Here is a 22,581-nt window from a genome sequence, read left to right as displayed (position 1 = left end):
CGGGCGCGTAGCTTTAGCGACAACACGCGTCCGTAGGAGCAGTCTTGGCACGGAAGATCGGAAGCCGGTACACCGCGCACCAGATTCTGGGGCGGGGCAGCGCCGGGACGGTGTGGCTGGGCGAGGGGCCGGAGGGGCCCGTCGCCATCAAGCTGTTGCGTGAGGACCTCGCCTCCGACCAGGAGCTCGTGGGTCGCTTCGTTCAGGAGCGGACGGCGCTGCTCGGGCTCGATCATCCGCATGTCGTCTCCGTACGTGACCTGGTGGTCGACGGCAACGACCTCGCGCTGGTCATGGATCTCGTGCGGGGGACGGATCTGCGTACCCGTCTCGACCGCGAGCGGCGGCTGGCTCCCGAGGCCGCGGTCGCGATCGTCGCGGATGTCGCGGACGGGCTCGCTGCCGCGCACGCGGCCGGTGTCGTCCACCGGGACGTCAAGCCGGAGAACGTACTGCTCGACATGCAGGGACCGCTCGGGCCCGGCGGCTCGCATCCGGCGCTGCTGACGGACTTCGGTGTGGCCAAGCTCATCGACTCGCCGCGGCGGACCCGGGCGACGAAGATCATCGGTACGCCGGACTATCTGGCGCCCGAGATCATCGAGGGGCTGCCCCCTCGGGCGGCCGTCGACATCTACGCGCTGGCGACCGTGCTGTACGAGCTGCTGGCCGGGTTCACGCCGTTCGGCGGCGGTCACCCCGGAGCGGTGCTGCGGCGGCATGTCACGGAGACGGTGGTACCGCTTCCCGGGATTCCCGACGAGCTGTGGCAGCTGCTCGTGCAGTGTCTGGCGAAGGCGCCGGCGTCAAGGTTGCGGGCGTCCGAGCTGGGGGCGCGGCTGCGCGAGCAGCTGCCCGAACTGGCGGGGATGCCACCGCTGGATGTGGACGAGCCGGAGCCGGAATCCGACGCGACGCCCGCGGAGCCGGAGGCTCCGCGCGACGCCGAGCGGGTGCGGCGGGGTGCTGTGCCGCTGGTGCCGGGGCGCGCCGCGCCGGACTCGAACCGTGACACGCATACGAGCATGCGCGTGCCGGGGCCGGACGAGCTGGCGGGCGGCGCCAGGGGCACCGCCCGCGCGCCCCGCGCCGCCGGTGCCCCGCGGCCCGGCTCCGCCCGCAACCGTGCCGCGGCACGGCGCCGACGCCTCACGCTCAGCGCGGTGGCCGTCGCCCTCGCGGCGGCGGTCGGCATCGGCACGTGGCTCGCCACGACGGGCGACAACGCGGACGCGAAGCCGCAGGGTCCGGGGGCGTCGGCTCCGGCTTCGCCGTAACCGTCGCCCCCCGGCGGGGTGCCTACGGGGGGGGTATCTGGCTGGGGTGCGATTGGCGGCTGCGGGCCCGTTGTGGCTGGTCGCGCAGTTCCCCGCGCCCCTGACGGGGCGCGGGCCGCACGACGGCCCAAGCCCCCACCCACCGAGGGGTGCGGGGAACTGCGCGAGCAACCCAGGACGGCCCGCAGCCGACACACGACCCGCCGAGGGGGCATGGGGGCGTAGCCCCGTAGCCCCCAGTTTTCGGGAAGGGGCCGGGTCGGGGAAAAGCGCCTGCCCCCACTCAGCCGCGGCTGCCAAACCGACCGCACCCCGCACCCGGACCCCCCGCTCAACCGGCGGAGCCACTTGGCAGAGCCGTTACGCTGGGGGTGTGGCAGTTGTCGATGTATCCGAAGAGCTCAAATCCCTCTCCGCGACCATGGAGTCGATCGAGGCCGTCCTGGACCTCGACACGCTGAGGGCAGATATCGCCGTGCTCGAGGAGCAGGCGGCAGCGCCGTCCCTGTGGGACGACCCGGAAGCGGCGCAGAAGATCACCAGCAAGCTGAGCCACCTCCAGGCGGAGGTCCGCAAGGCGGAAGCCCTGCGCAGCCGGATCGACGATCTGGGCGTGCTCTTCGAGATGGCCGAGGAGGAGGACGACCCGGACACCCGCGCCGAGGCCGAGACGGAGCTCACCGCCGTCAAGAAGGCCTTGGACGAGATGGAGGTCCGGACGCTGCTGTCGGGGGAGTACGACTCCCGCGAGGCACTCGTCAACATCCGCGCGGAAGCCGGCGGCGTCGACGCCGCGGACTTCGCCGAGAAGCTCCAGCGCATGTACCTGCGCTGGGCCGAACAGCAGGGCTACAAGACCGAGGTCTACGAAACCTCGTACGCGGAAGAGGCCGGCATCAAGTCGACCACCTTCGCCGTCCAGGTGCCGTACGCCTACGGGACGTTGTCGGTGGAGCAGGGCACGCACCGGCTCGTCAGGATCTCGCCGTTCGACAACCAGGGGCGCCGGCAGACCTCGTTCGCGGGCGTGGAGGTGCTGCCCGTCGTCGAGAAGACCGACCACATAGAGATCGACGAGTCCGAGCTGCGGGTGGATGTGTACCGCTCGTCCGGTCCCGGCGGTCAGGGCGTCAACACCACTGACTCCGCAGTGCGGTTGACCCACCTCCCCACGGGAATTGTCGTCTCCTGTCAGAACGAGCGGTCGCAGATCCAGAACAAGGCGACCGCCATGAACGTACTGCAGGCGAAGCTGCTGGAGCGGCGCAGGCAGGAGGAGCAGGCCAAGATGGACGCCCTCAAGGGCGATGGCGGCAACTCCTGGGGCAACCAGATGCGTTCGTACGTGCTGCACCCGTACCAGATGGTCAAGGATCTGCGCACGGAGTACGAGGTGGGCAACCCGGAGGCCGTGTTCAATGGCGAGATCGATGGCTTCCTGGAGGCCGGAATTCGCTGGCGCAAGCAGCAGGCGAAGTAAGGCGACTTTCGCAGGCGTCGTTTTGTCGACAGGGCAACTGCCGTCCTATGGACGGCAGTTGCCCTTTCTGCAGCTCAATGTCTGGGTTTTACGTCACACTCACATTGAGTATCGGCCGTCATATGACCTTGATCTGGACATCACGGTCGCAACGACCTTGACGATGCTTTGAAGAACAGGAAGGCTGACGCGCGGCATGCGTATCTCTGGGGCGCATGTGAACCGGGGGGCTTCGAGAGCGTCCCTGATGTCGTCGCCCCAGGCGCTGCTCCATTCACGATGAGCTATCTGGGGGTAGCAGGCAGATGACCAAGAAGACGCGGATCCGTGTCGCGCGGGTGGCCGCCGGTGCGGTGATCGCCGCCGGTGCTTCGCTGACCGCCGCGGGTGCCGCTTCGGCCCTTGACGTCGGCGTCGAGGTGGGCGGTCTGAGCGTCGGCGCCAGCGCCGACGAGAACGGTGTCGGTGTCGGACTCGGCGTCGAGGACCCGACCGACCCGCCTACGGAGATCCCGACCGACGAGCCGCCGACGGACGAGCCGCCCACCGACGAGCCGCCGACCGACGAGCCGCCGACGGACGAGCCGCCCACCGATGAGCCGCCGACGGACGAGCCGCCCACCGACGAGCCTCCCACCGACGAGCCCACCGAGGACCCGGGCAACGGCAACGGCGGTGGCAACGGCAACGGCAACGGCGGTGGCAACGGCGGTGGCGGCAACGAGGCCGACCCCGACGGCGGCTCGCAGCCCGTCGAGCAGAGTGAGGGCAAGGAGAGCCTGACCGACACCGGCAGCGGTACGGGTACCGGCACGGGTGCCTCGGACACCTCCGCCCAGGGCACCGGCGGTGGCGGCGAGCTCGCCGAGACCGGCGCCGCCGAGACCACCTTCCTGCTGGTCGGTGCGGCCACGATGATCGCTGGCGGTATCGGCTTCCGTCTGCTGCCCCGCCTCGTGAACGGCCGCGGCGCCGCCGCCTGACGCATGTCAGAGGCTGACCTGCCGTAGGCGCGCGAATCACGAGAAGGGCCCGGAGTCCAGTCCAGGACTCCGGGCCCTTCTCGTCGTACACGTAATGCCTCTTGCTGTGCTTGCTGTACGAAATGCCTCGCCGCTCGCTACGCGGTCTGGTGCGCCAGCAGGGCCACGGCCGCGATCAGCACGGCCAGCAGCGCGATCAGCGCCATGGGGTTCAGGCCCGCGAACGGGCTCTCCTGCTGCAGCCGCTCCCTGTTCGCACGGCAGACGGGGCAGCGGCCTTCATTCACGGGCGCGGCACAGTTCGCGCACACCAACCGGTCGTACGTCATGCGCTCGCCCTCCTTGCACCGGTTCCACGTAGACAACGCTCTCAACGCTCTCAGGAACGAGAACGTTCCCCCTCCACTGTGCCAGGTTCCCCGGATTTAGGCTCGCGTCCCCTTATCCTTCGCCGTCCTGGCGCATTCGAGCCCTTCCCATGTGCGACAAAACGTGCAACCCTCGCGCAACCCCGACCGGCGACTGCGCCCGCCCGCCCGGTTCGCGTATGGTCACGCTCACCTACCCCCGCTGACTCGTGGTGCATCCGTGATCCGATTCGACAACGTCTCCAAGGTCTACCCAAAGCAGACCCGCCCCGCACTCAGGGATGTCTCCCTGGAGGTCGAGCGTGGCGAGTTCGTGTTCCTGGTGGGCTCCTCCGGCTCCGGAAAGTCCACCTTCCTGCGGCTGATCCTGCGCGAGGAGCGCACCAGCCATGGCCAGGTCCACGTCCTGGGCAAGGACCTCGCGCGCCTGTCCAACTGGAAAGTGCCGCACATGCGCCGCCAGTTGGGGACGGTGTTCCAGGACTTCCGGCTGCTGCCGAACAAGACGGTCGGCGAGAACGTCGCGTTCGCGCAGGAGGTCATCGGCAAGTCCCGCGGCGAGATCCGTAAATCCGTGCCCCAGGTGCTCGATCTCGTCGGGCTCGGCGGCAAGGAGGACCGGATGCCGGGCGAACTCTCCGGTGGTGAGCAGCAGCGTGTCGCCATCGCGCGCGCCTTCGTCAACCGGCCGAAGCTGCTCATCGCCGACGAGCCGACCGGAAACCTCGACCCGCAGACCTCCGTCGGCATCATGAAGCTGCTCGACCGCATCAACCGGACGGGCACCACCGTCCTGATGGCGACCCACGACCAGAACATCGTGGACCAGATGCGCAAGCGCGTCATCGAGCTGGAGCAGGGCCGCCTCGTCCGCGACCAGGCACGCGGCGTCTACGGCTACCAGCACTGACCGCCCCCGCCCGCAGCTGTCCATGGAAAGGCCTGAGTAGACGCCATGCGCGCCCAGTTCGTCCTGTCGGAGATCGGCGTCGGTCTCCGCCGCAATCTGACGATGACCTTCGCGGTCATCGTCTCCGTAGCCCTCTCCCTCGCCCTGTTCGGCGGCTCGCTCCTGATGAGCGATCAGGTCAGCACGATGAAGGGCTACTGGTACGACAAGGTCAACGTCTCGATCTTCCTCTGCAACAAGAGCGACGCGGAGTCCGACCCCAACTGCGCCAGGGGAGCGGTCACCACCGAGCAGAAGGAGCAGATCCAGACCGACCTCAAGAAGATGTCCGTCGTCGACACCGTCGCGCACGAGTCGTCGGACCAGGCGTACAAGCACTACAAGGAGCAGTTCGGCGACTCCCCGCTGGCCAGCTCGCTCACCCCGGACCAGATGCAGGAGTCCTTCCGCATCAAGCTGACGGACCCGGAGAAGTACCAGGTCATCGCCACCGCCTTCGACGGCCGTGACGGGGTGCAGTCCGTGCAGGACCAGAAGGGCATCCTGGACAACCTCTTCGAGCTGCTCAACGGCATGAACTGGGCGGCCCGCGCGCTGATGGCGATGATGCTCGTCGTCGCGCTGATGCTGATCGTCAACACGGTGCGCGTCTCGGCGTTCAGCCGCCGCAGGGAGACCGGCATCATGCGTCTCGTGGGCGCCTCCGGCTTCTACATCCAGGCGCCGTTCATCATGGAGGCCGCCGTCGCCGGACTCATCGGCGGCACGGTCGCGTGCGGGTTCCTGGTGGTCGCCAGATACTTCATCATCGATCACGGACTCGCTCTGTCGGAGAAGCTGACTCTGATCAACTTCATCGGCTGGGACGCGGTGTTGAAGTATCTGCCGCTCATCCTCGCCACAAGTCTGCTGATGCCGGCGCTGGCCGCGTTCTTCGCGTTGCGCAAGTACCTGAAGGTGTGACGCATACCAATGGGGGCCGTACTGCCAACGAGGCGTATGGCCCCTTGCCTTGTCCTAGACTCACCGGCATGTCAGGCCGAGACCTGTTCTGTCCGCCCCGCCGTATCCGCCGCGGGGCGGCCCTGACGTTGGTCTTCGCGAGCGTCCTCGCCACCGGTGCCGCGACCGGCTCTTTCACCGCATCCGACGAGAAATCCTCTTCCCACAGCGCCCGAACCGCGACGGTCGGGTCCACCGCGTCCGCCGACTCCGGCGGTCGCCAGGAGGACGTCTCCGAGGCCGCCGCCGAGGCGATGGCCGACGGCAAGTCGCCCGTGGAGGCAGCCGAGCGCGCGGTGAGCCGCAGCGGCGACCGCTGGGGCGCGGTGTACTCCGAGGGCGAGTACGAGGAGTTCGAGGAGGCCCTCGACGGCGCCTACACCGGCGTCGGCCTGTGGGCCCTGCGTGAGCACGACGGACGTATCGCGGTGGCCCGCGTGCGGGACGGCTCGCCCGCGGAAGCCGCCGGGATCCGCAAGGGCGACCGGCTGCGCAGCGTCGACGGCAAGCGCGTCGACGGCCGGCCGGTGACCGAGGTCGTCGCGTTGCTCCGCGGCGACGCCACCGGCGCCGCCGCCGGTACGGCCGTCTCCCTGGGCCTGGAGCGCGGCAAGCGCGCGTGGACCGAGACGGTGCGCCGGGCGAGGCTTTCCACGGAGTCCGTGACGGTACGCGAACTCGGCGGCGACGTCACCGTGATCAAGGTCGCCGCCTTCACCAAGGGCTCCGGCGAACTCGTACGGGCCGCCGTGGCCGGGACCCCTGCCGGCGCCCGGATCGTCCTCGACCTGCGCGGCAACTCCGGCGGCCTGGTCACCGAGGCCGTCACCGCCGCCTCCGCCTTCCTCGACGGCGGCCTCGTGGCGACGTACGACGTACGCGGCGATCAGCGCGCCCTGCACGCCGAGCCGGGCGGCGACACCTCCAGACCCCTGGTCGCGCTCGTCGACGGCGGCACGATGAGCGCGGCCGAGCTCCTCACGGGCGCCCTGCAGGACCGTGGACGCGCGGTCGTCGTGGGCTCCAGGACCTTCGGCAAGGGCTCGGTCCAGATGCCGAGCCGCCTCCCCGACGGCTCCGTCGCCGAGCTGACCGTCGGGCACTACCGCACTCCTTCCGGGCGCAGCGTCGACGGCAGCGGCCTCAGCCCCGACCTGGAGGTCGAGGAAGGCGTCCTGGAACGGGCCGAGACCGTACTGAGCGGGCTCGGCGACCCCACATAGCCGACCGCGCACGGCCTTCGTGGCCGACGGATCATGGCCTTGGTAATCGGCTTTCCCCGGGACCCCCCTCTAGTGCGAAAATGGCAGCACTATGAGCAAGGGCATGTACGTACCGAAAGAGTCCCAGCCGAAGCAGGGCGGGGGAGCCTCCGGCAAGGCCAAGGACGGCAAGCGCAAGATCGTCGCGCAGAACAAGAAGGCGCGGCACGACTACGCGATCATCGACACCTATGAGGCCGGGCTCGTACTCACCGGCACGGAGGTGAAGTCGCTGCGCCAGGGCCGCGCCTCGCTGGTCGACGGCTTCGTCCAGATCGACGGGAACGAGGCGTGGCTGCACAACGCCCACATCCCCGAGTACAGCCAGGGCAGCTGGACCAACCACTCCGCGCGCCGCAAGCGCAAGCTGCTCCTGCACCGCGAGGAGATCGACAAGCTGGCGTCGAAGTCCGAGGAGACGGGGCACACGATCGTGCCCCTCGTCCTGTACTTTAAGGACGGTCGCGCCAAGGCCGAGATCGCGCTCGCCCGGGGCAAGAAGGAGTACGACAAGCGGCAGACGCTGCGGGAGAAGCAGGACCGACGGGAGTCGGACCGGGCGATGGCGGCGGCGAAGAGGAAGCAGCGGGGCGAGTAGCCGACGGGTGGCGGGCGAGTGGCGCCCGGCCGTCGGGAATACGGTGGCATCGTCGCGCGTTGGTCACGTACGATGGCGTCAGCACCTCACCGAGGGTGCGTGGGTCGAAAGATCCGGCTTTGAAAAATCAACATGGGGATGATCGGTTTCGACAGCGGCTGTCGAAGCAGGGGAAGCGAGCCGAGGAAGCGGCAATGATCTCGTTAACCATATGTCGCAACCAATAATCGCCAATACCAAGAGCGATTCCCAGTCCTTCGCCCTCGCTGCCTAATAAGCAGTGAGTGAAGGACCCTTAATGGGTGTCAGCCCGGGGGTGTTCCCGACCCGGACCCTGGCATAATCTAGGGAACTAAACCGTCGAGCCCGGTCACGGGGTTCGACGGGAAATCAAACAGTGACTGAGCCCGTCGGAGACTTGTTCGCGTGATCTCCGGGGCTGAGAAAATCGCAGCGAACTGCGCTCGGAGAAGCCCTGATTCTGCACCGGTGGACGCGGGTTCGATTCCCGCCATCTCCACTTTCCCATGTTTTCAATTGAACACAGCAGGCAAAGGCCCCGCTGCTCAGGCAGCGGGGCCTTTGTCGTGTCTATGGGGCACACGACACAAGACCTCGTTGTGGTGTCCGGAAACATATCGAGGGACGGTTCACGCTTCTACGGTCCCTCTTCATGACCGAGACCAGAGCCGCAACATTCACGCGTCTTGTACTGGTGGCCCTCCTGGCCGCCCTGCTGTCCCTAGTCCTGCCGCCGGGGCGGGCCGCTGCCGCCTCCGTGCAGGAGGTCACCGGCTTCGGGGCCAATCCCGGGGCTCTGAAGATGTTCCGGTACGTGCCGGACGGGCTGCCCGCCGGACGGCCCGTCGTCGTCGCGTTGCACGGGTGCACGCAGAACGCCGCCGGGTACGGCACCGGCAGTGGCTGGACCCAGCTCGCCGACCGCTGGGGGTTCTCCGTCGTGCTGCCGCAGCAGCAGTCCGGCAACAATGCCTCGTCGTGTTTCAACTGGTTCCAGAGCGGTGACATCGCGCGGGGACAGGGGGAGGCCGCCAGCGTCGCTCAGATGGTCGACCGGCAACTGGCCGACGTGTCGGGGGACGCCTCGCGGGTGTACGTCACCGGGCTGTCCGCCGGCGGCGGGATGACCTCTGTGATGATGGCCGCGTATCCGGAGAAGTTCACCGCGGGTGGCGTGGTCGCGGGGCTGCCGTACGGGTGCGCGCAGGCCGCCGGGTCGCCGTACGTGTGCATGTACGTGGGTGCCACCCAAAGTGCGCGGCAGTGGGGCGACCGGGTGCGGGCCGCCCGGCCCGGGTACGGCGGGCCCTGGCCGAGGCTCACCGTGTTCCAGGGGACCGCCGACTACACCGTCAAACCCGTCAACATGACCGACCTCATGAAGCAGTGGACCGACGTGCACGGCGCCGACCAGGTCGCGGACGTGAGCGACAGCGTCGCCGGTTATCCGCACCAGGCGTTCCGGGACGGGAGCGGGACGGTGGTCGTGGAGACGTACAGCGTCACGGGGATGGGGCATGGGCAGCCCGTCGATCCGGGGAGCGGTGGTGAGCAGTGCGGTACGGCGGGGGCGCATGTCCTCGACGTGAACCTGTGCGCGGCCTACCGACTCGGGCGGTCGTGGGGGCTCGGCTGAGTGCGCCAAACGGGGCGGTGAGGGTTTTCGCCCCCGCCGCCCCCAGGCTGCTCAGCGAGCCACCACCGCCCCAGTCCTCGGACAGTCGGTCAGCGGAGCGAGAACGTCGACAACCGCATGCTGTCGCTCAGGACGAGGTACACGTCCTGACGGCCCTTGGCGGCGCTGGAAAGCGAGGCGTCCACCGTCTCGTACGTGTAAGGCGACCCGGTGCCGGATGCCGTCGCCGTACCGACAATGGTGCCGGTCGGCGACCCGAGCCGGATCTCGACCTTCCCGGCCGCCCCGGCCACCCGGGCGCTGAACTTCGAAGCGCCGAAGCCGAGTCGGGAGTCGGCGAACTTCACCCAGGCTTCGTCCCCCGAAGCCCCCACCGCCGTGCCCCGCGCCTTCGACTCGTCGACCAGCCGCACACCCTCGTAGTCGTCGAAGTTCTCGGCCCGCGTCACCCGGGACAGATCCCGCGCCGGAATCGTCTCGCCCCGTACCTTCAGCGCCGTACGCGAGCGGATGTCCTCGGAGGAAGCGCCCACGAGAACGTCGTAGGTCCCGCTCTCCACCACCCACTTGGACCGCGTGACATCCCAGTGCGCGAGATCGTCCACCGAGAGCTTCAGCTTGACCGTCTTCGTCTGGCCGGGCTTCAGAGACACCCGCTGGAACGCCTCCAGCTGCTTCAGCGGCTGCTTGTCGCGCGAGGTCCGCTGGTGGGTGTAGAGCTGCACGACCTCGTCCCCGGATCGCCGCCCGGTGTTGGTGACGGCAACCTCGTAACCGCCGTCGACGCGCTTCAGCTGCCCGTAGCGGAAAGAGCTGTACGAGAGTCCGTAGCCGAACTCGTACAGCGGGTCGCCCTTGAAGTACTGGTACGTGCGGTCGTGCTTGATGTTGTCGTACTCCAGGATCGAGGGGAGATCGGACTCCGAGCGGTACCAGGTCTGGGTGAGACGGCCCGCCGGGTTCACGTCGCCGAAGAGGACGTCGGCGAGGGCGTTGCCGGTCTCCTGGCCCGCGTGGGTGGTCCAGAGGAGGGCCGGGACGTCCTTCTGGAGGTCGCCGAGGGTGGTCGGGTAGCTGTTCTCCACGATCACGACGGTGTTCGGGTTGGCCTTGCGTACCGCCTTGACCAGGGCTTCCTGGGACGGTGCCAGGCTCATGTCCTCACGGTCGTCGTTCTCGCGGCCGTTGATCGCGGGCATGGACCCGACCACCACGACCGCCGTGTCCTTGCCCTTCACCGCCGCCACGGCCTCCTCGGTGCCGCTGCGGACGACGTCCTTGGTGTAGCGCGCGGCCTCCTCCTTGGTCACCAGACCGAGGGTGCCGTCGTCGCCGGTCGGGCCGAGGTAGACCGGGTTCGACCACCAGGGCTCCCGGGTCTCGTAGCCGGCGTAGCGGAGGAAATACGTGCCGTCCGTCTGCTCCTCCAGCGCGAACTGCTGCTGCACGAACCAGCCACCAGGCTGCACCTGGTCGTTGACGAAGCCCGACCCCTTGGCGCCGACGTACTTGCCGTTCGCCGCAGACCTCAGGGTCACGATGCCGGCTCCCCAGTCGAATACGTCGAACTGGACCGCCGTACCGGACGAGGCGCCGCTCTCCTTCAGGGGCTCGCCGTCGGCGTCCGAACCGGCTGTCACGTACGCGCCGGTCGAGACGTTCTTCAGCGCGATCCGGTCCACGCCCTCGCTACTGGTCACGGATGTGCCGAGCTTCGCGGCGATGCCCTCCTTCGGGGTGATCCCATAGGGGAGCGTGCCCGAGTACCAGTCGGTGTAGAGGGTGTCGGCGAGGGGGCCGACCACGGCCACGTTCTTCGCCGAGGTCTTCAGGGGCAGGGCGCCGCCCGAGTTCTTCAGCAGCACGGCGGCATCGGCCGCCGCCTTCCGGGCGAGCTTCTGATGCGCCGGGCTGTTCACGACCGACTTGTCGATGGAGCCGTACTTGCCGCCGCCCGGGTCGAATTCGCCGAGCCGGACGCGGACGCTCAGGATGTGCCCGACGGCCGTGTCGACGTCCGACTCCTTCAACTGACCTGCGGACACTGCCGACTTGATGGCCGTGGTCGTCGGTACGGAGTTCGCGTCGTCCGTCGTGAAGCTGTCGATGCCCGCCTTGAGCGCCGCCGCGTTCCCCTCGGCCAGGGTGTCGTAGTACTTCTGGCTGCCGGTGGCGATCAGGTTGTTGGGCGCGTAGGCGTCGGTGACGTTCAGCAGGTCGTACGAGGACCAGGTGCGGACCTCGTCGTCGAGGTCCGGATTGACCGTCGCCGGACGGCCGTTGACCAGGTTGTACGAGGACATCACGCCCGTTGCCGCGTCCGCCTCGATCGCCGGCTTGAACGCCTGCTCCTCATACTCCTTGAGGACGCGCGGGCGCAGGTCGGACGATGTGGTCGTGCGGTCGGCCTCGTTGTTGTTGCCGAGGTAGTGCTTCAGTGTCGGGGCCGTCTTGAGGTGGTCGGGGTCGCCGCCGGTCAGGCCCGTGCCGTACGCGGTGGCCATCGCGCCCGTCAGATACGGGTCCTCGGAGTAGCCCTCCTCGTTGCGGCCCCAGCGCGGGTCGCGCAGCGGGTTCACCACGGGCGCCCAGAGGTTGAGGCCCCACCCGGGCGGGCGTTCCTGCTGGAATCCGCGCGTCTCGTCGCCGACCGCTGAGCCCACGTGCTCGATCAGTTGTGGGTCCCAGGTCGAGGCGAGCCCCACGGCCTGCGGGAAGACGGTGGCCTCGCCGAGCCAGGCGACTCCGTGCAGGGCCTCGGTGCCGGTCTTGAAGGGCTTGATGCCGAGGCGGGGGATCGCGGGCTGGTACTGGTGGAGCAGGGAGATCTTTTCGTCGAGGGTGAGCCGGGTGAGGAGGTCGTCCACGCGCCGGTCGACGGAGAGCTTCGGGTTGCGGAAGGCGTACGCGGGGTCCGCGACGGCCGTTCCGGTGGCGGTGACGCCGAGTCCGGCGATCAGTGTCAGTGCCAGGACGGGCACTGCGCGTGAGGCGAGGGGGGTTCTGTGTCTTCTCTTACGTTTCATGAAACCGCTCCTTCAACTAAGCACTCGCTGGAAGGGGGTTCGGAAGCTGCGGGCCGTATGTGGCTGGTCGCTCCCCCACTCTCGACTTCGCTCGAGCGGGGGGACCCCCATCGCGGCGGAGCCGCATATGTCAGTCCCGCGCCCCTTACGGGGCGCGGCTGTTGCGAGCCTCTTCAAGGCCGCCGCGCCGTGCTGTCCCGCACGGTCAGCCGTGGCGACAGCAGCGTCGCCTCCGGTGCGGACGCGCCGCCCAGTTTCTTCATCAGCAGTTCGACCGCTCCTGTGCCCACCTCGGCGGACGGTATGGCGACCGAGGTGACGGGGACGCGGACGCGGGCGGCCAGCTCGTCCGGGCAGATCGCTGTGACGGAGAGGTCGCCGGGGACGCGCAGGCCGAGCTGCTCGAAGGCGTCGATGAGGGGTTCGACGATCGGCTCGTTGTGGACGACGACACCCGTCAACGCCGGGTGTTCGCGAAGGAGTTGCTCGGCGACCTGGCGGGCCGCCGCGGGCTCCGCCTCGCACGGGTGCACCGAGGAGGACAGCCCGTGCCGGTCCGCCGCCGCGGTGAAGCCCCGTACGACCCGCTGGGCGAAGCCCGTCTCCCGTACGTACACCTCGGGCGGCGAGCCCACGAGTGCGATCACCCGGTGGCCGAGGCCCGCCAGATGCTCGACGCACACCTCGCCCGCCGCCTGGAAGTCCAGGTCGATGCAGGTGAGCCCCTCGGGCTCGGCCGGGAACCCGATCAGCACCGAGGGCCGGTCCAAGGCACGCAGCAACGCCAGCCGCCCGTCGTGGAGCTGGACGTCCATCACGATGAGCGCGTCCACGAGCGCCGTGTCCGCGACCCGCCGCAGCCCGTCCTCGCCCTCCTCCTGGGTGAGCAGCAGTACGTCGTGATCGTGCCGGCGCGCCGTCGTCACCACGGACACCGCGAACTGCATCACCACCGGCACATGGATGCCCACCCTCAACGGCACCACCAGCGCGATCACATTGGACCGGCTGCTGGCCAGCGCCCGCGCGCCCGCGTGCGGCCGGTAGCCCAGCTCGCGGATGCTGTCCTCGATCCGTCTCCGGGTCTCCTCCGAGATCGGGCGCTTGCCGCTCAGCGCGTACGACACGGTGCTGGGGGAGACCCCCGCGTGCCGTGCCACGTCGGTGATCTTCACCGGACACCTCCGAGGAAGATCGGGTGAGCTGGACGACGTGCGTTGCGAGAACCAAGCGCGTACACCGTGCTGAGCGAGAGCCAAGCCAGCACAAGCACCTCCAAGCATTGCCGTACCAAACCGGGCAGGTTCCGTCCCGGCTGGTGTTGAGGGAGTAGGACCTGTTGGGACGCTGTCCTGCAGGCGTCCTGAGCCAGAAATCCCCCTGCTTCAGATGGGGGAGGGTTCAACATGCTCCGTCCTGTTCCGGCGAGGCCACTTCCAGCGACAGGAACCCGGTCCCGGCCTTGGCCCGTACCGTCCGTCCGCCGGCGGACAGTCCCCAGGGTGCCGAGGGATCGCTCGACGAGGCCCGCAGCGTGTCCCCTTCGCGTACGACCGTGAAGGTCACGCCGTCCACCGGCACCGTGACCTGTGCGCCGCGTTCCAGGCCGTACGCGTGCAGGGTGACCCCGTCCGCGTACGGATAGTCGGGCCGGTCCTCGACGGCCCCGACCGGAATCACCGCACCCGGCCTGACCAGCAACGGAACGCTCGAGAACCCGTGCTTCTCGCGCACCCAGCGCGGTCCGGTCACCGTCTGCCCGCTGAGGAAGTGGGTCCAGGTGCCCTCGGGGACGTAGTACGACACCTCGCCCTCGTCGGAGAACACGGGCGCGACCAGCAGATCGGAACCGAGCATGTACTGCCGCTCCAGATGCGCGCACCCGGGATCGTCCGGGAACTCCAGGACCATCGCCCGCATCATCGGCACCCCCTCCGCTTGGGCGGCGCGGGCAGCCTCGTACAGATAGGGCATGAGGCGGAGCTTGAGCCTGGTGAACAGCCGCAGCACATCGACGGCTTCCTCGTCGAACAGCCACGGCACGCGATACGACGACGAGCCGTGCAGCCTGCTGTGCGAGGACAGCAGTCCGAAGGCGATCCACCGCTTGAACAGGGCGGGCGTCGGCGTGCCCTCGAAGCCGCCGATGTCGTGGCTCCAGTAGCCGAAGCCGGACAGGCCGAGGGAGAGCCCGCCGCGCAGCGACTCCGCCATCGACTCGTACGTGGCCTCGCAGTCGCCGCCCCAGTGCACCGGGAACTTCTGGCTGCCGGCCGTCGCCGACCGCGCGAAGACCACTGCCTCCTGCTCGCCGCGGTGCTCGCGCAGCACGTCGAAGACGGTGCGGTTGTAGAGGTACGTGTAGTAGTTGTGCATCCGCTCCGGGTCGGCGCCGTCCGCGTACGCCACGTCCACCGGGACCCGCTCGCCGAAGTCGGTCTTGAAGCAGTCGACGCCCTGCGCGAGCAGTGCCCGAAGTTTCGACGCGTACCAGTCGCGGGCGGCCGGGCTCGTGAAGTCGATCAGCGCCATCCCCGGCTGCCACAGATCCCACTGCCAGACGCTGCCGTCCGGCTTCTTCAGCAGATGCCCGAGGGCCCGCCCCTCCGCGAACAGCGGGGAACGCTGCGCGATGTAGGGATTGATCCACACGCTGATGTTCAGTCCGCGTTCCTTGAGCCGCTTGAGCATGCCCTCCGGGTCGGGGAAGACCCGCGGATCCCACTGGAAGTCGCACCAGTTGAACTCGCGCATCCAGAAGCAGTCGAAGTGGAAGACGGACAGCGGCAGTTCGCGCTCCTCCATGCCCTCGATGAAGGAGGTGACGGTGGCCTCGTCGTACGAGGTGGTGAAGGACGTCGACAGCCACAGCCCGAACGACCAGGCGGGCGGCAGAGCCGGACGGCCGGTGAGCGCCGTGTACTTGCGCAGGATGTCCTTGGGCGTCGGCCCGTAGATGACGTAGTACGTCAGATGCTGTGTCTCGGCGCTGAACTGGACCCGCGAGACCGTCTCCGAGCCGACCTCGAACGACACCCGTCCTGGATGGTCGACGAAGACGCCGTAGCCCGCGTTCGTCAGATAGAACGGGACGTTCTTGTAGGCCTGTTCCGTGGCCGTGCCGCCGTCGGCGTTCCACATGTCGACGACCTGGCCGTTCTTGACCAGCGGCCCGAAGCGCTCGCCGAGGCCGAAGACGTTCGTGCCCACGCCGAGGTTCAGCTGCTCCCGCAGATAGTGGCCGCCCTCGGCGTCCCGCATGATGCCCATGCCCTTGCGGCCACTGCTGGTGAGGGTGCGGCCGTCGGCGAGGAAGTCGATGTGCCAGGGGCCGTCGCGGGAGACCTTCACGGACAGGGCGCCCGCGGTGAGGGTCGCGTACTCGTCGTCGTACGTGGCGGTAGCCGTGAACTCCTGTTTTGCGACCTCGAATTCGGGCCCGCGTGGCTCCTCGCCCTCGAAGTGTGTGAACGTCACGCCGATGACATCGGGCATCGGCGCATGCGCGCTGATCGTCACGACCGGTCCCTTCAGCAGGTCGCCGCGGTGGCGGATGGGCTGGGTCGGCGCGTGGATCTCCAACGTGCCCTGCTCGGCGGTGACATCGAGGACCTCGACCGGATGGGCCGCGGTCACGCCCTCGCGCAGCAGCCAGTAGCCGTCGCTGAACTTCACCGGCACACCCCTTACTTGACGGCACCCACGGCGATACCGCGGGTGAGTGTCCGCTGGAAGACGAGGAAGAAGACGATGGCGGGCAGTACGCCGAGGAGGGCGGCCGCGTTCGTCATCGTGGCGTCCATCAGGCGCTGGCCCTGCAGCACACCGAGCGCCACCGACACCGTCTGGTTGTCGTTCGAGATCAGCATGACCAGTGGCAGCAGGAACTCGTTCCAGGTCCAGATGAAGAAGAGGACGAGCAGCACCCCGATGGTCGGGCGGCTGACGGGGACCACGATCCGCCACAGCACCTGCCACTTGTTCGCCCCGTCGATCCGGGCGGCCTCGATGATCTCGCGCGGGAACTGCCCGAGAATGGACGACAGCAGATACGTACCGAAGGCCGCCTGGATCACCGTGAACACGATGATCACGCTCAACCGGGTGTCGTAGATGCCGGCTTCCTTGCTCAGGTAGTAGATCGGGTAGACCAGCGCCTCCTGCGGCAGCATGTTCGCGAGCACGAAGAACGCCAGCACCCAGGTGCGGCCCTTGATCCGGCCGATGCCGATCGCGTACGCGTTGAGGACGGACAGCACGGCGGCACCTACGGCCACACTGCCGCTGATCAGGATGGAGTTGACGAGCTTCTGCCCGAAGTCGACGCGCTCCCAGAAGTCCTTCAGGCCGTCGAGATAGAGGCCGTCGGGAAGGCTGAGCGGGCCGTTCGCCGAGTACTCGGCCGGGGACTTCACCGCGTTGACCGCGACGATCAAGAACGGCAGCACCATGAAGGCGGCGGCGATGACGAGGGCGACGAGGACGGGATAGCGGCGTATGGCTGTCGTCATCTGCGGAGCCCCTCGTCGGCCATGAGCCCCTCCTCGGTCGTGAGCCCTGCCTCGGTCATTTCATGAGCCCTTCCTCGGCGTCCTCCGCGCGGGTCTGGAGCTTGAGGCCGACCAGGGCCAGCGCCAGGATGATCACGGTCAGTACGGTGGAGATCGCGGCGCCGTAGCCGACCTGCGTCTTCTCGAAGAACGTGGTGAAGGAGAAGTACGAGGGCACGTTGGTGGCCCCGCCGGGCCCGCCCTTGGTGAGCACGTACACCGCGCCGAACACCTTGAGCGCGGCGATCGTGCACCACAGGAGGACCACGTAGATCTCCGGGCGGATCTGCGGCAGCGTGATGTGCCAGAACCGCCGCCACCATCCCGCGCCGTCCAGCTCGGCGGCCTCGTACAACTGCGGGTCCACACGCTGGAGTCCGGACATGAAGACGACCAGCGGGAAGCCGATCTGCACCCAGACCATGACGCCCATGACGCTGTAGAGCGCGAAGTCGGGGTCGCCGAGCCAGTCCTGCTGGAAGCTCTCGAGACCGATGGCCTTCAGCAGCTCGTTCAGCGAGCCGTTCTCCGGTGCCAGGATCCAGCTCCACACGATGCCCGCGACCGCGATCGGCAGCACCTGCGGAAGGTAGAAGCAGGCGCGCAGTACGGCGGCCGTCCTCGTCCCGAAGTGCTTGCCGACGAAGTCGAACAGGGCGGCGGCGAGGACGAGTCCGATGACCGTCGGCACGGCCGCCATGGCGACGACCATGAAGAGGCTGTGCCGGAAGGAGGCCCAGAACTCGCTGTCGTCCATCAGTTCGCGGTAGTTGGCGAGCCCGGACCACTCCGGGGAGCCCACGCCCTGCCAGTCGGTGAAGCTCACGCCCGTGTTCATCAGGAACGGCACGACGACGACCGCGAGGAAGGCGAGCACTCCGGGGAGCAGGAACAGGGCGTACGAGTCACGGGGGCGGCGCGGGAGCCTGGTCCCGGAGTGCTTTTCGACGACCCGCCCGCCCCGTTCGACGGTCACCGTCATTACTTCGGTACGTCCTTGTCGTACGCCTCCTGAAGTGCCGTGAGGTAGTCGTCCGGCGATCCGCTCCCGGTGATCAGCTTCTGCGTCTCGGAGACGAGGACGTCGTAGAAGCCGGGGACGGGCCAGTCGGGATAGAAGGCCAGGCCGTCCCTCTCCGAGAGGGTGTTGAAGTCGCCGATCAGCTTCTTGGCCTTCGGCTCCGTGATGGCCGACGCGTCGGCGGCCACCGGCACCCCGCCCTTGTTGCCCAGCAGGTTCTGGATCTTCTCCGACATGGTGATGTCGATGAAGTCGTACGCCAGTTCCTTGTTCTTGGAGCCCTTGGGGACGACCCAGAGGTTGCCGCCGGAGCCGAGGGTCATGTCCGACCCGGGCCAGAGGAACGTGCCCCAGTCGAACTTGTTCTCCTCGGCGAAGCGGCCGTACCACCAGCTGCCGGAGAACAGGATGGGGTTCTCACCGGAGATGAACGCCGTGCCGGCGTCCTCCGCCTTCGTGCCACTGGACTTCTTGCTGATGTACCCCTTCTTCACCCAGTCCGCGAAGGTCTCCGCGCCGTACGTCCAGGCCTCGTCGTGGAAGTCCGTCTTGCCCTTGTAGAGCTCGTACTTGTCCACCCAGGCGCGGTCGGCCTTGGTGAGTGCGAGCTGGTAGAGGTACTGATGGGCCACGTACTCGGCGCCCGCGTTGGCGAGCGGGGTGACACCCTTGTCGACGAACTTGTCCATGGCGGCGGTGAGTTCGTCGAACGTGGTGGGTTCGGTTATCCCGTGCTTCTTGAAGAGGTCCTTGTTGTAGAAGACCATCGCGTACTCGGCGTAGTTGGGGATCCCGTACCAGTTGCCGGAACCCATTACGCCGTCGGCGCTGTACCGGCTGGTGGTGCGCACGCCGGAGCTGAGCTTCTTGTCCCAGCCGCGCTTGGTGGCTTCGCCGGTGAGGTCGGTGAGGAGTCCCTGCTTGGAGAGGAGTCCGGCCGTGGCGTTGCCCTTGTTGTACTCCATGAGGTCGGGCGCGTCGCTGGAGTTGAGGACCATCGGGGCCGTTTTCTGGATCTGTTCGAAGCCCTTCTCCTCGAACTTCACCTTCACGCCCGGATGCGTCTTCTCGAACTCCTTGATGGCTTCGTTCCAGGCCACGCCCATCGCGCTGTTGGGCGCTTCGTAGTGCCAGAGCCGCAGCGTCTTCCCATCGGAAGACCCGCTGTCCGAGTCGCCGCAGGAGGCCAGCAGCAGGGCTCCGCTCAGAGCCGCCGCGGCCACCGCCACCACACGCCTTCGTGCCGTCAACATCCTGTGCCTCCAGGGGAGTCGGATGGGTATGGGGCATCACGCAGCGTCCATCGAATCGATTCGATGCGTGATGTCGAAGCGCTTCGACGGGGGAAGGTATGTGGGGGTTGGGGGGTGCGTCAATGAGGTGGGCGAGGTGGGCTTGGATTGGCGCGAAGTGGAGGTGGGGGTTTCGGTCGTGCGGGGTCGGCTGGCTTCCGATGAACGGCTCCTCAACGGCTTTCAAACTTCTGTGCCGCGGGCAACTAAATGCCGGGCCTGGTGAGTCAGACGAGGTTGTTGGCGCTTTCGGGACAACAACTGACCACAACTGCCTCATGGAGGTCATGAAATGTTGCGTTCTCACCTCGTCAGCCGCCGCGTGTTACGCACCGCCACGACTCTGACGCTGGCTCTCGGCGCGGGACTGGCCCTGCCGACCGCCCTGGCCACCACGGCGGGCGCCGCCGCACCGTCGGCCACCGCCGCGGTCAACTTCAACGGCCGTGAGCTCTCCTACACGGCCGCCGCCGGGCAGGCCAACCAGGTGACCGTCACCGAGTCGTTCACCAGCGACACGGACCTCACGTATGTGATCGACGACGCCGTCCCGATCAACGCGGGCAACGGCTGCAGCTACCCCGACAGCGCGGACGACACCAAGGTCTCCTGCACGGTCGAAACCGTGGACAGCCAGAGCCCGTACGACAGCCTGGTCATGGATCTCGCCGACAGCGACGACGTCCTCAGCTTCCACAACAAAAGCGACCAGGCCTTCTATACCAACGGCATCGACCTGGGCACCGGCGACGACGAGCTGACCGACATCAGCGGCGTCGACGCCAATGCCGTGTGGGGCGGTGTGGGCGACGACACCATCACGGTGGGCGAAGCCGGGCTGGCCTTCGGGGGCGAAGGCAACGACACGCTCTACGGCATCGGCGACGGTGCCATTGCCGCAGGCGGCGCGGGCAACGACTTGCTGCGGGGCAGTGCGGGCGACCAGAACCTGCAGGGCGACGACGGCCACGACAAGCTGTACGGCGGGGACGACGGCGACCACATGCAGGGCGGCAGGGGGAACGACGTCATGTATGGAGAGGGTGGCCCTGACTTCATGTGGGGCAACACCGGGGATGACGAGTTGTACGGCGGCGCCGGCACGGACACGCTCTCCGGCGGCGCGGGCAGGAACATCGTCGTGCAGGACTGACGGTCTTGAACGCCCGGGGACCTGCCGCGTCACCCGCGCAGTTCCCCGGGCGGTTCGCCGACTCGTCCGTCCACGCGTCAGCCTCTGCCTAGATCCACCCGCCAGTCGTTCGACATGATCCAGTGGCCCTTCGGGTACTCGAACTCGACCTCACCCAGCAGCTCGAACCCGGCCCCGCGACACACCGCGTTCGACGCGGGATGGTCCACGCGCGGAAACGCATGAAGGTACCGGTGCTCTCCGGCAGCCCGCGCCGCCTCCACCACCGCACGCGCAGCCTTCACCGCGAGCCCCCGTCCCTGGAACTCGGGCAACACACCCCACCCCGTCTCCCACACCGCCCGGTCCCGCCACACCCGCTCCCAGAATCCGATCGAGCCCACCGTCTCGCCGGTGTCCGCCAGCGTGACCCGGTACATCTGCCCCCGCTCGATGCCGAGGTAGCGCTGGTGTCGTGAGGCGAGCTTCTCTTCGCTCTCGGGGCCGCCCAAGTGCTCGGTCATCTCAGGGCTGTTGGTCCGCTGGAGCAGCCAGAAGTCGCCTTCCGCCCAGGGCTCCAGCCGCACCTGCCCCGTGTCCGTGGTGTCCATGGCGGTCACCCTAGGGCGGGGGTCTGACAATTCAGTCGCCTTGTCACGAGCGCGATCAGCAGAGCGACCGTGGCCGCGGCGACAGGGATCCCGTACCCGGCGGCGGCCGACGCGCGCTCGACCATCCACCCGCCGGCCGCCGAACCGCACGCGATTCCGCCGAGCAGACCCGTCACCGCCAGCGTCATCCCCTCGTTCAACCGGCCCTCGGGCGTGCGGCGCTGGATCAGCGTCATGGCCGTGACCATCGTCGGGGCCGTCGCCATCCCGGCCACCAGCAGCGCACCGGCGAGTACCACCAGCGAGCCCGTGAGCATGGCGGCCAGCAGTGGGCCCGACATGAGGACGGCCATCGCGGCGAGGCTCCACGGGTAGCGTCGCTCGGCCGGTCCCGGCGGCTTCAGCGCCCCGTACAGCAGACCGGCCGCGCCCGAGCCGGCCGCCTGGAGCGCGAGTATCACACCCGCCGCCGACCTGTGTCCCTGTGCATCCGCGAACGCGATCGTGACCACCTCCAGCGACCCGAAGACGGCGCCGGTGGCGAGGAATCCGACGAGGAGAGGGGGCATGCCGGGTGCGCGCAGGAGGGATTTCGAGGCCGTACGGGGACGACCCCGCACCGGTGGCTCCGTGGCACGCTGGGCCGCGAAGAGCAGTACGCCTGTCAGCATCAGCACGGCGCCGGCCAACGTGCCCGCCTCCGGGAAGAACGTCCCGCACAGGAACGCGGCGAGCACCGGACCGAGCATGAAGCACAGCTCGTCCGCGGCCTGTTCGAAGGAGTTCGCGGTGTGCAGGCCTGCCGGATCACCCTTCAGCAGGTGGGCCCAGCGTGCCCGGGACATGCCCCCGGTGTTGGGGGTCGTGGCCGTCGCGGCGTAGGAGGCGAAGAGCGTCCAGTCGGGCGCCCCGTAACGCACGCAGAGCAGCAGCGCGAGCGAGCCCAGCGCCGCGATCGTCGTCGCGGGCACGGCGATCCGCGCCTGCCCGTAACGGTCGACCAGCCGCGCCGTCCAGGGCGCGACGACCGCCGTCGCCGCCAGCCCGGTCGCCGTGACGGCGCCGGCGAGAGCGTACGAATCCCGCGCTCCCGCGATCATGATGACGGCACTGATACTGAACATGCCCATGGGGAGGCGGGCGATCAGATTCCCGGCGGTGAAGGCGAGGGTGCCTGGGATCGCGAAAAGGCGGCGGTAGGGGGTGCCTGCGCCGGACTTGCGCCTCGGGCCGGGTGCCTTCCGCCGGGGGCCGAAGTCTGCGGCCACCAGGCTGTCGGCGGTGACGGTGAGGACGGTCGTACGGCGATCTGGCTCACGGCGATCAGTCGTTCTGCGGTCTGTCGTACGGCGATCAGGAGACTGTTGCGGCATGGAGCAACCGTCGTCGGTGCCCTGACCAGGGGTCCAACA

The 22,581-nt window shown here is 68.3% G+C and carries 18 protein-coding genes and 1 other RNA gene; 10 read left to right on the top strand and 9 right to left on the bottom strand.

The window, feature by feature from the left end; genetic code table 11:
• Window positions 1-44 precede the first annotated feature (44 nt).
• From ACGFNK_RS05090 to ACGFNK_RS05080, 3 genes are all read left to right on the top strand, one after another.
• Complete coding sequence (locus ACGFNK_RS05090) at window positions 45-1,277, top strand: serine/threonine-protein kinase (protein WP_393412033.1); 1,233 nt, start codon at window positions 45-47, stop codon at window positions 1,275-1,277.
• A gap of 373 nt (window positions 1,278-1,650) precedes the next feature.
• On the top strand, window positions 1,651-2,757 hold the full coding sequence (gene prfB, locus ACGFNK_RS05085) for a peptide chain release factor 2 (RefSeq protein ID WP_386352037.1): 1,107 nt from the start codon (window positions 1,651-1,653) through the stop codon (window positions 2,755-2,757).
• A gap of 305 nt (window positions 2,758-3,062) precedes the next feature.
• The gene (locus tag ACGFNK_RS05080; protein ID WP_393412031.1) at window positions 3,063-3,740 is read left to right on the top strand and encodes a hypothetical protein; all 678 of its coding nucleotides are present in this window, start codon (window positions 3,063-3,065) and stop codon (window positions 3,738-3,740) included.
• Between the two features lie 137 nt (window positions 3,741-3,877).
• On the opposite strand, the gene ACGFNK_RS05075 is transcribed toward ACGFNK_RS05080, so the two are convergent.
• A complete protein-coding gene (locus ACGFNK_RS05075) occupies window positions 3,878-4,069 on the bottom strand; it encodes a hypothetical protein (protein WP_033328281.1) in 192 nt (63 codons plus the stop codon).
• 259 nt (window positions 4,070-4,328) lie between these two features.
• On the opposite strand from ACGFNK_RS05075, the gene ftsE reads away from it, so the two are divergent.
• From ftsE to ACGFNK_RS05045, 6 genes are all read left to right on the top strand, one after another.
• Window positions 4,329-5,018 carry a cell division ATP-binding protein FtsE gene (gene ftsE, locus ACGFNK_RS05070; RefSeq protein ID WP_033328283.1) on the top strand — a complete coding sequence of 230 codons (690 nt, stop codon included), beginning with the start codon at window positions 4,329-4,331 and terminating at the stop codon, window positions 5,016-5,018.
• 45 nt (window positions 5,019-5,063) lie between these two features.
• A complete protein-coding gene (gene ftsX / locus ACGFNK_RS05065) occupies window positions 5,064-5,981 on the top strand; it encodes a permease-like cell division protein FtsX (protein WP_386352043.1) in 918 nt (305 codons plus the stop codon).
• Window positions 5,982-6,049: 68 nt separating this feature from the next.
• Entirely contained in the window at window positions 6,050-7,243 is a 1,194-nt protein-coding gene (locus tag ACGFNK_RS05060; RefSeq protein ID WP_393412028.1) for a S41 family peptidase, read from the top strand.
• Window positions 7,244-7,346: 103 nt separating this feature from the next.
• Window positions 7,347-7,880: an SsrA-binding protein SmpB gene (gene smpB / locus ACGFNK_RS05055; RefSeq protein ID WP_386352048.1), complete on the top strand. Its 534-nt coding sequence runs from the start codon at window positions 7,347-7,349 to the stop codon at window positions 7,878-7,880.
• Between the two features lie 134 nt (window positions 7,881-8,014).
• Window positions 8,015-8,403: a transfer-messenger RNA gene (ssrA, locus tag ACGFNK_RS05050) on the top strand.
• 150 nt (window positions 8,404-8,553) lie between these two features.
• Entirely contained in the window at window positions 8,554-9,537 is a 984-nt protein-coding gene (locus ACGFNK_RS05045) for a PHB depolymerase family esterase (RefSeq protein WP_393412026.1), read from the top strand.
• 89 nt (window positions 9,538-9,626) lie between these two features.
• Here ACGFNK_RS05045 and ACGFNK_RS05040 read toward each other — a convergent pair whose 3' ends face one another.
• The 6 genes from ACGFNK_RS05040 to ACGFNK_RS05015 all read right to left on the bottom strand — a co-directional run bounded on the left by ACGFNK_RS05040 (window position 9,627) and on the right by ACGFNK_RS05015 (window position 19,387).
• Entirely contained in the window at window positions 9,627-12,563 is a 2,937-nt protein-coding gene (locus tag ACGFNK_RS05040) for a glycoside hydrolase family 3 C-terminal domain-containing protein (protein ID WP_393412024.1), read from the bottom strand.
• 173 nt (window positions 12,564-12,736) lie between these two features.
• Window positions 12,737-13,738, bottom strand: a complete 1,002-nt coding sequence (locus tag ACGFNK_RS05035; protein WP_393412022.1) for a LacI family DNA-binding transcriptional regulator — start codon at window positions 13,736-13,738, stop codon at window positions 12,737-12,739.
• 226 nt (window positions 13,739-13,964) lie between these two features.
• Complete coding sequence (gene yicI, locus ACGFNK_RS05030) at window positions 13,965-16,238, bottom strand: alpha-xylosidase (protein WP_393412020.1); 2,274 nt, start codon at window positions 16,236-16,238, stop codon at window positions 13,965-13,967.
• An 11-nt stretch (window positions 16,239-16,249) separates the two neighbouring features.
• The gene (locus ACGFNK_RS05025; RefSeq protein ID WP_386352063.1) at window positions 16,250-17,074 is read right to left on the bottom strand and encodes a carbohydrate ABC transporter permease; all 825 of its coding nucleotides are present in this window, start codon (window positions 17,072-17,074) and stop codon (window positions 16,250-16,252) included.
• 55 nt (window positions 17,075-17,129) lie between these two features.
• Window positions 17,130-18,095 (bottom strand): carbohydrate ABC transporter permease, encoded by a 966-nt coding sequence (locus ACGFNK_RS05020; RefSeq protein ID WP_393412017.1) that lies wholly within the window; start codon window positions 18,093-18,095, stop codon window positions 17,130-17,132.
• Complete coding sequence (locus ACGFNK_RS05015) at window positions 18,095-19,387, bottom strand: ABC transporter substrate-binding protein (protein WP_393412015.1); 1,293 nt, start codon at window positions 19,385-19,387, stop codon at window positions 18,095-18,097. Before ACGFNK_RS05015 ends, ACGFNK_RS05020 begins: the two co-directional genes overlap by 1 nt.
• 331 nt (window positions 19,388-19,718) lie before the next feature.
• Here ACGFNK_RS05015 and ACGFNK_RS05010 point away from each other — a divergent pair, with 331 nt between their 5' ends.
• Window positions 19,719-20,579, top strand: coding sequence for a calcium-binding protein (locus ACGFNK_RS05010; protein ID WP_393412013.1), 861 nt, complete (start codon window positions 19,719-19,721; stop codon window positions 20,577-20,579).
• A gap of 77 nt (window positions 20,580-20,656) precedes the next feature.
• Here the strand turns inward: ACGFNK_RS05010 and ACGFNK_RS05005 are convergent, their stop codons facing one another.
• Together ACGFNK_RS05005 and ACGFNK_RS05000 are read right to left on the bottom strand one after the other, a co-directional pair.
• On the bottom strand, window positions 20,657-21,169 hold the full coding sequence (locus tag ACGFNK_RS05005) for a GNAT family N-acetyltransferase (protein ID WP_393412011.1): 513 nt from the start codon (window positions 21,167-21,169) through the stop codon (window positions 20,657-20,659).
• Window positions 21,170-21,174: 5 nt separating this feature from the next.
• Window positions 21,175-22,542 carry an MFS transporter gene (locus tag ACGFNK_RS05000; RefSeq protein WP_393412009.1) on the bottom strand — a complete coding sequence of 456 codons (1,368 nt, stop codon included), beginning with the start codon at window positions 22,540-22,542 and terminating at the stop codon, window positions 21,175-21,177.
• Window positions 22,543-22,581 lie beyond the last annotated feature (39 nt).

Origin of the sequence: Streptomyces sp. NPDC048825, from assembly GCF_043198355.1 — a bacterium.
Lineage (GTDB): Bacteria > Actinomycetota > Actinomycetes > Streptomycetales > Streptomycetaceae > Streptomyces > Streptomyces xiangluensis.
This window is presented reverse-complemented; position numbering and strand designations above follow the sequence as displayed.